The following is a 16,117-nucleotide window of genomic DNA, read 5'->3' as shown; positions in this document are numbered from 1 at the left end:
CCCAGCAGGGTCATTCACCACGAACCGCGAAGAGCCGGTAAACCACGGACACAAACTCGTTCTCGAAGCCGATCGAGTTGATGTTCTCAGCAATGGATCTCCACACGAGCCCCTGCGCCGGTTCTTCCGGCTGTCCCGGTTCGCCACGCATACCCAGGACGGCTTTGACGGTTTCGTCCTGCTGCGGCTGGTTTTTCCCCACCAGAATCAGCGTCGGCGTGCCGTGGCCGGGAATGTAGGCACCCGAGGTGTCGACGATGAGGCGCAGGTTCTTCGTTGGCAGATATTCCTCGATGAGTTTGATGCCGAACTCGCGCTTCATGAAGGCGTTCGAGGTGATCTGTCCTGTCCAACCGGCGGGCTGATCGCCCATACGCGGCTTGGCGAGTGCGTAGAACCGCTCCATGAACGGGACCGTGAGCTGGTACTTGCCGTGAGGCGAAGTGTATAGCTTGCGATACTGGTCCCTCAATGCCTTGTCCCGAATCGCAATGTACGGCGGGTTACCGACCACCGCGTCGTACTGCCCGGTCTTGAGCGCTCCGTGCAGCTTTTCGCGGTCCTCGCCGAGGTCGGCAGCGAAGTCGCCCTCCACTCCCGCTGCATCCCCGAGGATCGTCTGCTGGCCCCGGCCCCAGGGGAGCAGCGAGTCACCGGCATGGATGCGCACCTCGAGCGCGGGCGCCTGCTCGAGGCTCGTCTCGCTGGTGACCTTCAGCGCTTCGAGGATCAGGCGGAAGCGGGCGATCGCGACGGCGAAGCGGTTGATGTCCACGCCCACCACGGACTCCAGTGCCTTCGCGACGATCTCGCGGGCGTTGTAGGCGGGGGCTTCCTTCTGCCAGCGCTTCACGAGGCGGGCGAAGGCTCCGAGCAGGAAGTGGCCGGAGCCGCAGGTGGGGTCGATGATCCGGAAGCCGTCCAGCGGACGCTCGGCGAGCGCGGGCTCCATCGTCTGGTCGAGGATGAACTCTTCGACGAATTCCGGCGTCTGCAGCAGCGCGTAGGTGCTCTTCGCGAACTCGGAGAGGTCCTGGTAGAGGTCGCCGAGGAAGCGGGTGCCGAGATCCGGATCGGAGAAGTCGCGCACCAGTGCACCCTCGTCGTCGGTCGCCCGCCAGAAGGCGATGATCTGCTCGGCCATGCGGCCGCTGAGCGGGATCTGGTGGAGCATCGCCTCGGCGTCGACGAGCTGCGCGGTCGCGGGCAGGCCGGCGAGGTGCTCGACGGACTGCAGGATCCACTCGCGGGCGGTGTGCTCGGGGTGGGCGCGGAAGTAGGCCTGCTCGGCGTCGGTCGCCTCGGAGCGGCGGGCGCCGTGGCCAGCGAACCAACGCAGGGTGATCAGGTCGTTGTCCTCGAGGAAGCGGACGAACACGGTGGTGAGCACCCAGGAGACGGCGACCTGGGTGATGTGCTCGTCGCGCCAGGAGGCGAAATCGGCGCTGGTGCGATTGCCGCGCAGGGCGGCGGTGTGCTTGTCCCGCCACTGCTGATCCCTCTCGCCGTCTGCGGCGAGCGCGGCGCGCAGGTCGTCCTCGACCTCGAGCACGAGGCGACGGGCATCGGTGGTCAGCGCGGTCGCATCGATCACGGGGCTTCCTCCAGGAGGGGTGCGGGGTGGTCGGAGAGGGGGCGTGCAAGGGTGTCGCTCCAGGCGTAGTCCACGTCCAGGAACTGCTGGGGACTGGTGGTCAGGCGGGTGCCGTCGATCTCCGGGCCGGTGTGGATCTCGTACTGCGGGGCGATCACCCATACGGCCCTGTCACGGGAGACGGTGAGGTCGGACAGGCGGCGCAGCTCCCCCACCTGCCCGTAGCGCACGAGCATGTCCACATCGGCAAGGACCAGCGGAGCGCGGTCGTCGGCAGGTTCCCCGTCGGTTGCCAGGAGCTCGTCGATGCGAGCGGTGACCGCGGGCATCGCGAGCTCGACCACCTTCGCAACCGCCAGCCGTTCACGGCTGCCGGCGGCGCCGGCGTCGGCCTGCAGGATCACGTCCCAGCCCGGGTAGCCGGGGTTCTCCGCGAGCACGCGGCGCATCTCGTCCAGCAGCAGGGTTGCGACCCCTAGGTGGCGGGCGGCGAAGCGGTTCTCGAGCGCCTGCTCCAGCACTCCCAGGCGCGAGGGGATCGTGCCCAGCACCAGGTAGGAGCGGCGGCGGCGGGAGTCCTCCAGGCGGCGGGTGATCGCGGTGTCCTCCACCTCGCTGCGATCGGCCTGGGTGACCGTCGCCGGGCGGCGGGTGAGCATCGTGGTGTCCCCGGTGATGGTGGGACCCACGTACTGCTCCACCGTCTCGTCGAAACGCAGTGCGACCTGGGAGTCCGCCACCACGGAGTCGAGCTGGGGACGCTTGGGGAGCCGGGCGAGCTGCGGGAAGCGTGCGGCGACACGCTCCTGCACGGCCTCCGGCCGCATCCGGGCATCGGTGGGGAGGTCGCCGAGCGCGATGCGCAGAGCATCGGCCGCCGGGAGGTCCCGGCGGTGCAGCTCGCCGGAGGACGTGGCCCCGGCGGTGTTCTGTGACATCGCCGCGGCGAGGCGGAGGGCGCGGTGTCCGGCGCGCAGCGGGGACTCCTCGCCGAGGTCCTCGATCCCTTCCACCAGTGGAGTGACCAGCGCCCGGGATCGGTTCGCGGGGAGCACGCCGGAGAGGTCAGCGGCCGCTTCCTTCGCGGTGGCACCGAGCTTCACCGCGAGGTCCAACAGGTCGCTGTCCCGGCCCAGGGCGACGACCACGTCGCCGCGGCGACGCTCCTCCAGTCGGGGAAGGGAGTCGTCCTCCGCGCGGCGGCGATGTCGCCTGCCGTCCACCACGATCCGCAGGATCCCCTCGGCGCGGCGCCGGGCGGCCTCACTGGTCGTCGCGGCGGCGTCGCTCTCGCCGGAGCGGCGCATCAGTTCGGTGAGGATCTCTCCGATCGCCGCCACTCCTCCGAGCTCGTCGAGGATCGCATCGACGGCGTCCGCGACACGGTCCAGGGCCGGGCCGGCCTTCTCGTCGGCCGACCATTCCTGGTGCATGTCGATGAGCGCCTGGTTGACCGGTGGGGTGCCGGCGCCGAGCATCGCGCTGAGTGCGACCTGCGGAGCGAACGCGTCGACCTTCTTCGTGCCGCGGGCCAGGAGGAGGTCGAGCACCTGGCGGTGAAGGTCGGTCCTGCGCTCCCGCAGCTGTGCGACGAGAAGATCGGCCAGATCGTCGAGCGGTGGGAGGTCGCCCATAGTGCGGCGCGCGGCCTTCGCCGTCTCCGCGAAACGGGTGCGCCATTCCTTGGCCCGGGCCTGCACCTCGTCGCGAGTGTTCTTGGTGAGGCCCGGGGTGCGGCTGAGCTGCATGGAGTCCAGCACCACCACGTCGCGAACCGTCCGATGGCCCTGCCCGGCGAACCAGCTCAGGGCGCGCGGGGAGAGGCCGGCCTCGGCCAGCGGGGTCTCGAGCGTGACCGTGGCCGCGATGTCGTCGGCGCCGGTGGGGGCCGTCGCGGTGGCGGAGCCGAACATGGCCTTCCACGCGCTGCGCATCTCCCCCACGGTGCCGAACCGCTGGGAGGCCCGGCGGGACAGCGCGGGGGCGAAGAAGGCGGTGAGATCCTCCCGCAGGCCCTCCGGGAAGTCGTGGGGGTCCAGGGTGACGTCGTCGCTAATCGCTGCCGGGTTCACCCGGGGATCCTCGCCGTAGCGGGGGTGGCGGCCGGTGGCCATCTCGAAGAGCACCACCGCGGCCGAGTAGCGTTCGGCGGCGCTGTCGTAGAGACCGCGGTCCATCTCCCCCAGGAACGGGTCGAGGTACGGCGCGGTGCCGGCGTCGATCTCCGAGGCCGGGGCCTTGCTGAGCGAGAAGTCGAACAGCTTCAGGTGCCAGATCTTGCCGCTGTCTCGCACCGCCCCCAGGTTGGCGGGCTTGATGTCGCGATGGTCGATGCCTGCCTTGTCCAGCGCCTCGAGCGCCTCGAGCAGATCGTCGCCGTAGCGCTCGAGGAGATCGACCGGGAGACCGTGATCGTACTGGCGCAGCACGTCACGCAGCGTGTCCTCGCCGGCGCTCTCCAGCAGCAGAACCGAGGTGGGACCGAGCGCGAACGGCCCTTCGTGCAGGGTGACCACGCGCCGGCTCCGGATGCGCGAGAGGACATCTGCCTCTTCGACCAGTCGCGCCTCGGCCTTCTCGTCGAGCGCGACCTTGAGCACACGGTCCTTGTTCTGGGTGGTGACCTCGGCGTCCTCCACCAGCAGACCGAGGGCGGTGGAGCCCTTGCCGAGCCTGCTCTTGACGGTGAAGCGGCCTTTGGCGAGCGTGTCCTGCGCACTGGCGTCCCGGGGATCGAGGGTCTCGTCGGTCGGAATCTGTTCCGCGGTGTCCAGCGCGGCGAGGAACTCCCGGAGGGAGGTGAAGCGGTGCGCGGGGGCGGCGCTGGTGGCGGTGCGCACGGCCTCGCGGATCGGCTCCGGGATCTCGGGGATGTCTACACCGAGGTCGAGACCGGACTGCTCTCTTAGCCGCACCAGCAGCTCCTGGGGCGTCGCCGCCGGAGACTGCCCGGTGAAGAGGAAGTACGCGACTGCGCCGAGGGAGAACTGGTCCAGGCTCGGCCTGTCGGCGGCGCTCGCGCTCCAGGCACCCTCGGGCGCCTGGAAGGGGCGCAGCGACGCCTCCTCCGTGGAGGCTGCACGCTCCACGTGCTGGGTGACGCCGGGCTGGGAGGTCCCCTCCCGCGACGAGCCGACCGCGCTCCAGTCCGAGACCTTCACGGTGAGCGAGCTGCCGGCGGCGGGCGCATCACCGATCCAGATCGACTGCGGGGTCAGGTGGCGGTGCGCAAGGCCCTTGCCATGGGCGTACTCGAGCACCTCTCCGACCTCTCGGAGGATCTGGAGGCGCTGGTGGAGATCGACTTCCCCCGCATGATCCTCGAGCCAACGGTCCAGTCGCACCAGGCTCGAGTCCCATTCGTAGACCAGTCCACGGCCGAGCTGCTCGTCGTTGACCACATCGATCGGTCGGATCAGCCCGTCGTGGTGGAGACGTCGCATCGCGTTGAACTCGTGGTCGGCGAGCGCTCGTGCGACCCGTCGTTCGGTCTCGTTGGTATGGGTCTGGAAACGGATGCGTGCGGGGGCGCCCGTCTCCTTGCCGGAAGCCTCCCAGTCCTGCCAGTCCTCGCCCTCGGCGATCGCCCCGCCGTCCAGGAGCACCCAGGAGCCGACCTCGCGCTCGCGGCGCTGGACCAGGCCGATCCGCTTCAGCAGCAGGGAGAGGAACTCCTCCTGCTGCGGGTGAATGGGCGGCCGGTGGGTGGTCGTCCCCTCGATGAGGCTGCTGATTCCTGGCAGCCCCGCAGCGGTGTCCTCCAGCTCGTCCAGCCCGAAGAGGTTGATGCGCGAGGAGTCGGGCATCAGCACCCTGGTCTCGCGGTGGTGGAGGAACACCGCTTCCTGCACAAAGGGCACGATCCGCTTCACCGGAACTTCCGGGGTGGGCCCGGCGAGCTCGGCGTAGACCTCCTTGAGCTTGGAGGCGAGCCGCTGGGCCTTGCGACGCGCGAGCATCAGCGGGGAGTTTTCGGTGCGGCCGTTGCGGTGCCAGGTGCGGTCGTTGCCGGTGATGGTGCCGTAGTAGTGCTTGAGCTCGATCAGGTACAGGGCGTCCTGGCCGAGCATGAGCGCATCGACCTCGTGCCAGCCGCCATGGGTGTCGCGGAACTCGAAGTTCGTCCAGACGCGGTATGGGGAGTGCGCGGGGACGCGTTCGCGGAGGTATTCAAGGCCCTCGCGCTCGTGATCGAACTGCGAGGCGGTCACCTCGACCCAGCGATCGTCGGTCACCGATTCCTCCCTCGCATCTCTCGAGCCGCATGCATCTGGTCATCGTACTGATCTGGACAGACACCCGTGGACGGGTTGAGCAAACGTTTCGGTCTCGGAACGCGCTGTCATCCTCGGAGCACACGTGCCTTCGCGGCACCGAACTCCTCGTCCGTCAACGCTCCTGACCGGTGCAGCTCGGCGAGCTGTGCGAGCGCCGATACGAAGTCGAGGCCGGCCCCCTGTTCAGCCTTCTCGGGCTGCTCCGACTGTGGCAGCACCACTTCCGGTGCATCCGGCACGTTCACAGATGAGGCTGGCACCACGTCCGCGGAGGACGGTACAGCTTCGACCGGGACGAGACTCGTCGGAGCGTCATCCTCCCCCGCTTCTGCGCCATTCACCTCAGGATGGTCCCGGCTCGGCACCTCGGTGGAGACTGCATGCACGGTCTTCCATCTGCTCCCGCGGGCGATCTTCACGGATTGTCCATCCGGTGCGAACAGCCAGGTGCGGTCACCCACCTCGAGTACGAAGCTGTCATCGCCGATCCGAAGGTCCGTCGGTTCTGCACGGGACAGATCTGAGTCGATGAGGTAGCGGACGTACCTGTCTGCATCCCAGCTGTTCAAGAACTCGAACCGGACGGACTCCGTGAGGCGCTCGAACGTGCGGTTCGAGTAGAAGATCGTCGAAGGGTCCACCACCTCCCGGAACTCGGCCAGGTCTCTGACATCGAGCACGGTATCCGGCGCATTCCAGGCCATCGAGATCTTCTTCAGGGGATCGTCAGCACGCCCGAATTCGAGGTAGTCGCCGTAACGGCGGTACTGGCCCGAGCTCTTGTACCCGACAACCTGCCGGCCGGCGATGTCGATCTCGACGCTGTATCCGCTGCGCGCGATGACCAGCCGGCCCTTCTCACACCGATTCCGGTCGCGGTCCTGGCCGAGATGATCGACCAGGAGCCGCAGGTGCTGCTCCGATTCCGTCCTACCGCCGCCGTGCATTGCGATGTGCTCCTCCACGGCACGGTCCGCGATGGCAAGATCGTTCGCGCTGCCCAGCCCAGCCAGCGCAGCGTCCGCGTTCCGACGAGTCGGCGAGTCAGGCCATGGCCGATGCCGCCAGTTCCCCGGGAGCCGTTGTACCTTGGTCAGCTGCCACTGCCTACTCACCTCCGCCCAACTCCTCTTGTCCTGTCTCGCGCAGAAGTACGATTGGAACCGGTCTTTGGCATAGAGGACCGTGAGCCCCGCCGCTCTCACGGAGGCGCTCCCTGCAGGTCCCGGATTCGATGTGGGGCGCGCAATTCGAAGTAGGCCTGCAAGCGTCTCGCGCAGTGCCGACTCTGCCATCGCGTCATCTCCCCCGTGCACCCGCTGGTAGCTGACCAATGCTGCCCGCGTCATCGGAAGGGTGCGGGGGTCGACGTTTTCGGAAGTTGCCTGCGCCTCACCGAAGACAGACTTCGGGGTTGCCTCCACGCGGGACGACGCTGGTACCGACGTCGCCGGAGCCGATGTCTGCCTCGGTTTCGGCATCAGTGTGGGTGTCGGTGCTTCTTTCGCCCGCCTCCCTGCGGTGCCACCTGTCGAGTCTTCAGGTGAAATCTGGTGGTCTGCACTCGCCGCTTGTGGACTCGACGTCGGAGACGGTGTGGAGCTCTTCCGGCGTGACGCGAACTGCGCGTCCGCCTCAATGTGCGTCACGCTGTCGGCGCTCTGCACGATGAGATCCAAGCATCCTTCCTGCCCATCGTTCTGAGTGATGTCCTCGACGGTCCCCTCCGCATAGACCACGACGAAAGTCGCGCGGCGCCCGTCGGACTTGAGCCGAAGGACCCGGCCCATTCGCTGGATCATCTGCCGTCGGGACTTGGATCCGCCCATGACGATGCCCAGGTCTATCTGCGGCACATCGATACCCTCGTCGAGCACCGTCGGCGCCACGAGCGCCCGGGTCCTGCCAATCTTGAGCCGATGGAGACGCTCGCGCCTCTCGAAGGTCGTCAGGTTGGAGTGGATCGGCTCGCTCGCCACGGCCTCTTCGCGCAGCGCTTCCGCGATGTTCTCCGCGGCGAGTATCGATCTCGTGAAGACGAGCGCGCCTTGAGAACGGTGCACGGAGGGTGCGAGGGCTCGCGCTGCCCGAAGTTTCGCCCGGGACTCCGACAGAATCCGAGTCCGCTCATGGAAGTTCTTCAGGTAGCGGCGCGACAAGTCGACCAGCATCGCTGGCACCGACGAGTCGTCACCGCGGGAGTACTCGGAGACAACTTTCATGAACAGGCCGAACGGCTCCTCGGGAACGCCTTGGTCGATCAACCGGAGCCTGCAGTCGATGACGGTCTCGTGGGCGGCGTCATACTTCGTGCGCTCGGACGGCGAGAGCCGAACCTTGAGCAGCTTCACGTCATAGTGCGCCACGACGCCATCCGCGATCGCGCGATCGAACCCGATCTGGAAGCACGGCGTGCCTCCGAAGTAGCGGAGCAGGACGCCCAGTCCATCGTCATTCCGCTCGAACGTCGCGGTCAGCCCCAGACGCCGGCGATAAGTGCTGTGCAGGATCCGCTTCCACTGTTCCGATCCGTACCGATGACACTCATCCGCCACGATCAGCACCTTGCCGTCTGCACGCCACGGCGGAGCGGGGTAGAGGGATTGGACAGTCCCGACGAGCACCCGCCTCTTCGGGCCGAATCGTGGCGGCACGCCATCGCCCACCGAGGCCACGCCATCGATCCGGTGAGCACGAAGAGTCGCGCACCACTGCTGGACGAGCTCACGCGTCGGCACCACTATGACGACTGAGTAGTCGTCTGCGAGAGCCTCCCGGACGGCTTCGACACCCACGCGCGACTTCCCGGTTCCCGTCACGGCCTCGACAACGCCAATCCGGCCGTGCCCGGCCCACGAGTCCAGCGCCTCGCTCTGCCATGTTCGGAGCGGAGGCTGTCCGGCTGGAGCCTGTGAGGTCCACTCCGTCGCAGGTCGCCCTGCTTCGACGAGCCAGTTCTTCCCCTTCGCCGTCGCGCGGACCTCTCCGCTGCTCTCTTCGAAGAAGGGAGTGCTGAGCGCCGCTGCCCGCGCGGGGTGTCCCGCCTGGCAGGTGGTCTCCTCCACGAGCGAGAGCAGGCTCTCGGTGTCGATCGACTGGCCGCCGTCCAGAGCTTCCAGCAGCTGCCGCATGCGGTCACGACAGATGGCACCTGCCGGGTCGAGTACGTCGATCACCTTCGGCGACGGACTCAACACTCCTGCCACGGCCCCTATACCTCCTGCGCACGAGTTCACTTCCAGGCTCTGAACTTCCAGTGAATCCCACGGGACTGACATTTGAGCCCACACCGGGTCATTTTTCAGACAACGATTCGGCAACGCCGTATCGGAAAGACCGGGACCCAATGCGCTTCGACTTGTAGGCACCGATGCGCTGGCGTGACTGAGGGACTTGCAGGTCGAGCGGTGGAACGTCGTCCTCGACAATGTGGCGTCGCCTCGCCGCACATGGGCGTGGTTTGCCGCCCGTGGCCCGGCAACGGGCCGGTGTTTCGTACCCTCCGAGGATGTCCTAGGCCTCACTGTCGGTGCGAGAATCGCGCTCGACCGATCGCCGCGCGAACACCGAACCAACGCGTCCCGTCACCGAGCCTGCGGCCCCCTTCGCTGCCGAGCCGACTCCCTTGACCCTGCCCATCGCACGGCCCTGAGTCTCCCCGCCTTCTCCCTCGTTCTCGACCGCGGGGCGGCGGCTGCTGAGGGAGTTCGCCGCCGACGAGACGCGTCCTCGCAGGGAAGTGCTCGTCTGTTCCGCCTCGGCCTCATCGACGTCGTGGAGATTCCGGAGGTACTCCTCGCCGTCGACGTTCGGCGGCGGAAGCTGTCTCAGGTGCTTGATCAGCCGACCGGCCTGCACGCGCAACGTGGCATACGTGAGCCCTCCGGAGATCACGCCGCCGACCACGGGCACGGTCTTCGAGACCGCTTTGGCGAAGCTGTCCTTCGTGAGCTTCACTCCGACGACCCGGAGCACCTGCTTCATCGGGGTGTACCAGGCGGTCTTCGTCAGCGCGACGCCAGCGATCTGACGCTGGATCGCCGGACGCGCGATGTTCGCCGCGAAGTTCGTGACGGTGGCGGAGGCCCCGCCGATTCCCATCATCACACCCAGGAACGCGGTGAGCTCCCCGAGGGTCTCGTCATCGATGTCATCGGTGTCGGTGAGGAACTCTCTCCACCCGTAGACGTAGGCGACCTTCTGCATGATGCGGAAGGCGTGGACATAGAACTGCGTGATGTCACCGGGGATGGTCCCCAGCATCGCGAATCCACCGGGGATGCCCGCTGCGAACGACATAGCGGTGGACTTCCGTGTCTCGAACTCGACGACCTCGGAGGCGATGCGGTCGAGCATGTCGAGGTCGACGCCGGCCGCCGCCGGATTCTCCGCGACAGCCCGGTCGATCATGAGGGTTCCGACGCCACGGCGGTGCAGCTCGGCACGCAGGAAGTGCTCGCGATCGATCCGCACACCCCTCAGGCGGATCACCCGCGTGAGGAACTCGATCGCGAATCTCTCCGCGTCCGCTTGTTGGGACTCGGAGAGGTCGCTGAGAGGTGCATTCGGGTCCTCGGCAGTGTGCAGCATTTCGGGCTGCGCGGCGTCGACCTCGGTCTGTGGCGCTTCGTCTTCCTGCACGTTCCCTGCTTCCTCCTCACATGGCCCGTAGCGAGTCTCCAGGCACTCTGCGCAGAGTAAAGGGTGCTCGATGCTCATGGACGGCGGCTGTGGTCTCAGATCTGCATCGTTTGCGAAACCTGTTCGGCCCACAATCACATCCCACTCACCCCACCGCCAGCACCCCCGCCACCCCCACCATCGTCACGGCGACCACCCCGTCGAGCACCCGCCACGCCCGGGCACTCGACAGCACCCGCCCCAGCTTTCGCGCGCCGAACCCCAGCGCCGTGAACCACAGCGTGCTGCCCGCCACCGCGCCGGCGGCGAACTGCCCGGCCTGCGCGCCGTGGGTCGCGGCGAGGGAGCCGAGCAGCAGCACGGTGTCCAGGTAGACGTGCGGGTTCAGCCAGGTGAGCGCGAGCGCGGTGGCGACCACGGCGCCGAGCCCGCTCCCCCGCCCGCTCCCGTCGGCCTGCAGTGACTCGCCGCCGCGCAGAGCCCGCCGGGCGGCGAGCGCGGCGTAGCCGAGCAGGAAGGCGACGCCGGCCCAGCGCGCGATGGTGACCAGCTCGGGCACGGCCCGCTCGAGGGCACCGAGTCCGCCGGCGCCGGCGGTGATGAGCACGGCGTCCGAGGTGATGCACACGGCCACGACCGGCAGCACGTGCTCGCGGCGGATGCCCTGGCGGAGCACGAAGACGTTCTGGGAGCCGATGGCAATGATGAGCGAGAGGCCGGCGAGGAGGCCGTGCAGAGCGGAAATCACGGGGTCGACGCTAGAGCCACCTGACCTGAAGCACCAGCGAACATCTCTACAGCATCTGAAGCAACGCTTCATCTAGGCTCCGGGCATGCGCATCGATCCCACCCTCGCCGAGACGTTGCGCCTCGTGGCCGAGGAGGGCACGCTCGAGGCCGCGGCCCGCCGGCAGCACATGACCCCGTCGGCTGTGAGCCAGCGGCTGAAGCTGCTCGAGCAGCAGCTGGGCCAGCGCCTGCTGGTGCGGGCCAGGCCGGTGCGGCTCACTCCTCCCGGCGAGGTGGTGGTGCGCTTCGCCCGCGGCCATGCCCTCCTCGAGCAGGAGACGCGGGTAGCGCTCGGGCTCGAGGCGCAGGGTGAGCAGCCCCGGATCGGGATCGCTGTGAACTCCGATTCGCTCGCCACCTGGTTCGTGCCGGCTCTGGCGGCGTTCGCGAGCGAGCACGATGCGCAGCTGGAGCTGCAGCGCGAGGACCAGGACGCGACCGCGCGCCTGCTCACCGCCGGGGCCGCCCTCGCGGCAGTGACCTCGGCGCCGTCGGCTCCGCCGGGGTTCCGCTCGATGCCGTTGGGCAGCCTGGTCTACGTCGCGGTCGCCTCCCCCGCCTGGCAGGAGCGCTGGGCGGGGAGCACGAGCGGCTCCGTCGGCGCGGACGTGCTCTCCCGCGCCCCGCGGATCGACTACGACGCGAGCGATGACCTGCAGGCCACCTGGCTGCGTCGCCACGGCGTGGATCCCGCGCGCGCCCCGCGCCACCTGGTCCCCTCCACTCACGAGCTCGCGGGCGCCGTCCTCGCCGGGCTCGGCTGGGGCATGCTGCTCACCATGCAGGCCGAGCCGCTGCTGGCCCGCGGGGAGCTGATCGCGCTCGGTGGCGAACCGGTCACCTCGGCCCTGTTCTGGCAGGTGGCGACGACCCCGTCGGCCGTGCTCGAAGCGCTCACCGGCGCCGTGCTCGAGACCGCTCGGGAGGCGCTGCAGCAGGGGTGAGGCAAGGAGTCGGCTGCCGAGCCCTCAGCCCCTCACTGATTCGCGCACGAAGAGCATGTTCATGAACGGGATCTCATCCCGGATGAACCCCCTCGGAGTCATCCTGCGCATCGGTGGAGGCGCGGAGGTTTCGAGCGCCGTGATGCCCTGGTCAGTGCTCGGTACGGCCGCTCGACCGCGTCGGCCATGGGCGCGGTGCCGACGTCCTGGAACGAAGCCGCTGCCGCCCCGGATCAGGGCCGGCGGCTCCCGCGCCGAGTCCCGGACTGTTCCATGGAGTCGTGGGTCCCACCGGGGCGAAATGAGCCCGTGCGGTGCGCTGCGTATCAGTCCTCGTGAGGGCGGCCGTCCGGATCGGGCTCGGACCGCAGCTGATCCGCGATCTCCTCCTCCGGGCGGGGCGCTGTCGTCTCGTCGTCCTCGAGCTGTGGGACGGGCGGTTCCCCCGGCCCGGGGAACGGTTCGTGCGTGGGATCTCCGGAGCGAGCGGTCATGATGAGGCCTCCCCTGTCGTGGTGCTCCCAGCGTACGCGCGGCGGGAATCGTTGGGTTTCGCGTCGACGTCGAGAAGATGTGCGATGTGGCCGGCGTGCTCGGTCGAGTTCGTCGGCACCGCTGCTGGTCCGATCCTCGGGCGGCTGCGCGTTGCCGGTCCCACGGGTGACACCGCGGGCCTCACCGACGTGGCGGAGCTGCCGGGTGCGGACTGGCTTCCGTCGGCGAGCCTGACCGAGGGCAGTGTCTGAGAGGTGTGGAGAGCCGGTCTCCTCCGCGACGCTCCGTCGTGCTCTGCGGGCCGTGCGTTCTCAGATCAGGAGTCGCAGCAGCAGAGCCGGTATGCGCACCGCGAACTTCAGCACGGCCCAGATCCCCTCGGACAGCTCCAGAAGAGCGACCAGCACATCTCCGGCGCTGGAGCGATCCATTCTGCGGCGCCGTCGTCGCATGGATGATCCCTTCCCCCGTGGTGCAGTGGCACTGCCAGCCGCAGCGCCTCGTCGCGAAGAACTGTACGTCGAAGTTTCTGTGTCGTGCAGGTCATCGGGCGCTCTCGAGCGGGATGGACCCCAGCCGGTCGCCTCGTTCATCGCGGCGCCGAGGTGCCGCGCCCGGCGTCCGTGGTGCCCCGTTCGTCTCGCCGGGGCTGAGGGTCTGCGTGGTGCTGTCTACGTGGAAAGGACTCCGGCCGGCTCATGCGCCCCAGGTGCAGGGTGATCGTCCCCAGCTCCGAGATGGCCCGGCCGACGATCACCAGGGCCCCTGCCAGTTCACAGCCCAGGAACTCCCCACACCGGAAAGACGGACACCCTGACACAGATGGGGACCGTCACGAAGGACCGGGCGCTCAAGGCAGAGCACCGGCACGACAGGATCCGCGCACCTCGAGAACGCTGCCGGGGCCTCCGGTCTCCGCTATGCCGCGCTCAGCGCGAGCACGGCGTCGCGCAGTCTCACGTCATCGCTGGCCAGACCATTGATGACGTCGTCGAGTCGCACGTCCGTCTGAATAATGTGCCCCGCATGCCGTACGTCGACGGCCGGATAGGTCACGAAGATCCGTGAATAGTCGGGATCGACGTCGTCTTCAGAGAGGTGCGCCAGCACGTGAGCGGCCGTCGGCCCGAACACGAGGTGAAGGGTGCGATCCGGGGCGGGTCGTTGTAGAGAGAGTCCCCACGACCAGAGTCCCCTGGTGTTGCTGCCCACTGTCTCGATCCTCGCGCCGTCGGGCGCGTTCTCGAGCTGCTTCACCAGGGTCGTGCTCGCGAATCGCTTTAGTGAAGACTTCACCTGGGCGAGAGTCCGTCGGCCGTCCTCGAACTGCCGATGGGCATGGGCGGCGACGATGTCGGCGAACTTCTGGGCAGCTTCCTCCTTCGAGGAGTCGCCGTAACGCGCCGACTCCCCTGCGTCGCACAGGCCCTTGATGAAGTCGATCTGATCGTCGAGATTCACTGCGGCTGGACCTTCCACGAACTGATGAACCATCTGCTGGATGAAGAAGTGCTGCTCCGGGTGGGCATGGACCCATCGCTCGTCCCGGACTACGTGCTCCTTGAGCCTCTCGAGGAGCTCGGCATAGGTCACGACGACGGCGCCCTCCCAGCCGTCCCGCTGGAGGGCGGCCTCGCGCCGCTGGCAGAGCAGGACCACGACGCCGGCCCCTCCGGTGGAGATGGCATGCTCGCGGTACCGGGCGTAGCCATGGCCATGGCCGTCGGAGATCTCGTAGTTCTCGATGACGACTGCCGCGTCATCCCGTGTGAGGAGGATGTCGGCGATGTCCATGCCGACCTCGCCGCCGTCGACCTCCTCATCACCGCGAGTGTCGACCTCCTGGGTCACCCGGTATCCGGTCACGGGCAGCTGGTCGCCGGGAGGAAGTGATTCGTTGACGAGGTCGAGGAAGATGCGCTGGGCCGCATCTCCGAGTTCATGGGTCGCGTCGATCGTGAACAGCCACGCGAACACATTGGAGAGCTGCTTCTCGTGCGTCCCGTGATGCATCACCCGGAACACGTTGAACTGCTCTGCGAGGCTCCGCGACAGGGATGGCAGGAGCGCGGTGACGAAGCTGTTCACGTCATCGGGGCGGCGGGACATGCTTCGATGCTAGTTGTAGTGGGTCACGACGTTGTTGACACGCTCGCGGACGCGTGAGACCCGTACTCCTCACCGTTCGCCGAAGGCCTCATACGGGGACCGGTACCGCGCCGACCGCAGCAACCGTCGACGTGACAAGCCGCTTCGTCGCCCGGGTCTGCGCCACGTAGAGGTCGCGGAGCCCGGCCGAGCTGTCGCCGCTGATCTGGTCCGTGTCCACTAGTATCACCGTGTCACACTCGAGCCCTCGCGCCTCCGGAGCGGGGACCGCGGTGACCTTCTCGTTCACCATCCCACCAGCAAACCCCTGCACGCGCTGCGAGACGACGAAGTTTCCGATCACCACCTCAGGGTGCTCGTCCACCAGGAGCGCCACGAGACCGGCGAGAGTCGTCTCGACGCCCGTGCCAGCAAAGCTCAGCGCCGTCAGCGACTCCCCATGCTGGATCGAGCGCGAGAGGCGCTGCGTCGGGGCGATCTGGGCGAGCACGGGGCCGCTCGCCTCGAGAATCTCGGCCGTAGTGCGGTAGTTGATGGTGAGCGTGTGACGCTCGAACCTCGCGCCGACGAACGGCTCGAGCGCCTCGTCCCAGGTGGTGAGCGTGGTGGTGGTAGGCCCTGCTTGAGCGAGGTCGCCGACGATGGTCATCGAGCGGTTCCAGCAGCGGCGCAACAGCATCCGCCATTCCATCTCGGTGAGCTGCTGGCCCTCGTCCACCACGACGTGGCCTTAGACCTTCTCAGGTGGTCCGTTCACGAGCGCCCGTGCTTCGTCGAGCAACGGCAGGTCAGTGCTGCTCCACCCCTCCCCCACTCGGGAACCGGCGGATGCGATCACCCCGGCGGGGAGACCCGCCCCGGCCAGGGCGTCCGGTTCGCTGAGCAGCCCGCGCAGCACGTCCTCCGCACGGAGCACTGGCCAGGCCTTCTCGATAGCCCGCTCGAGGCCCGGGTCCTCCAGGAGCTCGTCCCGGAGGAGCTCCCAGTCGATGTCGAGCTCGTCTGCAAACGCATCAGCCCCAGCGGACGCCGGGCCGCCGGCGAACATCCGGTCGAGATCGATCCCGATCCCCTTGAGGTCCTCCTCGTAGCCAGTAATCTCTTGAGAGGTCTGCCGCTCCAGCTCGCTCACCAGATCGTCCACGACCTGTTCGAGGAACAGCGCCCGTGCGCGGTGGTGGCCGGCGCGGCTCTCGCGGACGCGCACCACGCCGAGACCCTCCCCGCGATCGAGCGCTACCAGCAGCGCACCGTCGCCCTCGGTCACG

Annotated in this window: 11 protein-coding genes; 2 read left to right on the top strand and 9 right to left on the bottom strand. The window is 68.1% G+C overall.

Going from position 1 to position 16,117, the window contains the following annotated elements; all coding sequences use genetic code 11:
* Window positions 1–10 precede the first annotated feature (10 nt).
* From pglX to ACT3UF_RS10130, 5 genes are all read right to left on the bottom strand, one after another.
* A complete protein-coding gene (gene pglX, locus ACT3UF_RS10150; protein WP_444608299.1) occupies window positions 11–1,594 on the bottom strand; it encodes a BREX-2 system adenine-specific DNA-methyltransferase PglX in 1,584 nt (527 codons plus the stop codon).
* On the bottom strand, window positions 1,591–5,829 hold the full coding sequence (gene pglW / locus ACT3UF_RS10145) for a BREX system serine/threonine kinase PglW (RefSeq protein WP_444599684.1): 4,239 nt from the start codon (window positions 5,827–5,829) through the stop codon (window positions 1,591–1,593). Before pglW ends, pglX begins: the two co-directional genes overlap by 4 nt.
* Before the next feature lie 107 nt (window positions 5,830–5,936).
* Window positions 5,937–9,077 carry a DEAD/DEAH box helicase gene (locus ACT3UF_RS10140; RefSeq protein WP_444608298.1) on the bottom strand — a complete coding sequence of 1,047 codons (3,141 nt, stop codon included), beginning with the start codon at window positions 9,075–9,077 and terminating at the stop codon, window positions 5,937–5,939.
* 307 nt (window positions 9,078–9,384) lie between these two features.
* On the bottom strand, window positions 9,385–10,512 hold the full coding sequence (locus ACT3UF_RS10135) for a hypothetical protein (protein WP_444599682.1): 1,128 nt from the start codon (window positions 10,510–10,512) through the stop codon (window positions 9,385–9,387).
* Between the two features lie 145 nt (window positions 10,513–10,657).
* Window positions 10,658–11,260, bottom strand: coding sequence for a LysE/ArgO family amino acid transporter (locus ACT3UF_RS10130; RefSeq protein WP_444599681.1), 603 nt, complete (start codon window positions 11,258–11,260; stop codon window positions 10,658–10,660).
* 85 nt (window positions 11,261–11,345) lie between these two features.
* On the opposite strand from ACT3UF_RS10130, the gene ACT3UF_RS10125 reads away from it, so the two are divergent.
* Window positions 11,346–12,245: an ArgP/LysG family DNA-binding transcriptional regulator gene (locus ACT3UF_RS10125; protein WP_444599680.1), complete on the top strand. Its 900-nt coding sequence runs from the start codon at window positions 11,346–11,348 to the stop codon at window positions 12,243–12,245.
* A gap of 326 nt (window positions 12,246–12,571) precedes the next feature.
* On the opposite strand, the gene ACT3UF_RS10120 is transcribed toward ACT3UF_RS10125, so the two are convergent.
* Window positions 12,572–12,739, bottom strand: coding sequence for a hypothetical protein (locus tag ACT3UF_RS10120; RefSeq protein ID WP_444599679.1), 168 nt, complete (start codon window positions 12,737–12,739; stop codon window positions 12,572–12,574).
* An 84-nt stretch (window positions 12,740–12,823) separates the two neighbouring features.
* Between ACT3UF_RS10120 and ACT3UF_RS10115 the strand changes: the two genes are divergently transcribed.
* On the top strand, window positions 12,824–12,991 hold the full coding sequence (locus tag ACT3UF_RS10115; RefSeq protein WP_444599678.1) for a hypothetical protein: 168 nt from the start codon (window positions 12,824–12,826) through the stop codon (window positions 12,989–12,991).
* Between the two features lie 667 nt (window positions 12,992–13,658).
* Here ACT3UF_RS10115 and ACT3UF_RS10110 read toward each other — a convergent pair.
* The 3 genes from ACT3UF_RS10110 to ACT3UF_RS10100 all read right to left on the bottom strand — a co-directional run bounded on the left by ACT3UF_RS10110 (window position 13,659) and on the right by ACT3UF_RS10100 (window position 16,116).
* Complete coding sequence (locus ACT3UF_RS10110) at window positions 13,659–14,849, bottom strand: PD-(D/E)XK nuclease family protein (RefSeq protein WP_444599677.1); 1,191 nt, start codon at window positions 14,847–14,849, stop codon at window positions 13,659–13,661.
* A gap of 88 nt (window positions 14,850–14,937) precedes the next feature.
* Complete coding sequence (locus ACT3UF_RS10105; RefSeq protein WP_444599676.1) at window positions 14,938–15,570, bottom strand: hypothetical protein; 633 nt, start codon at window positions 15,568–15,570, stop codon at window positions 14,938–14,940.
* 9 nt (window positions 15,571–15,579) lie between these two features.
* Window positions 15,580–16,116: a hypothetical protein gene (locus ACT3UF_RS10100; RefSeq protein ID WP_444608297.1), complete on the bottom strand. Its 537-nt coding sequence runs from the start codon at window positions 16,114–16,116 to the stop codon at window positions 15,580–15,582.
* Window position 16,117: the final 1 nt, after the last annotated feature.

It is taken from the genome of Brachybacterium sp. AOP24-D1-21 (assembly GCF_052378665.1).
GTDB lineage: Bacteria > Actinomycetota > Actinomycetes > Actinomycetales > Dermabacteraceae > Brachybacterium.
The sequence above is the reverse complement of the archived record's forward strand: the minus strand, read 5'-3'. Positions and strand labels throughout refer to the sequence as shown.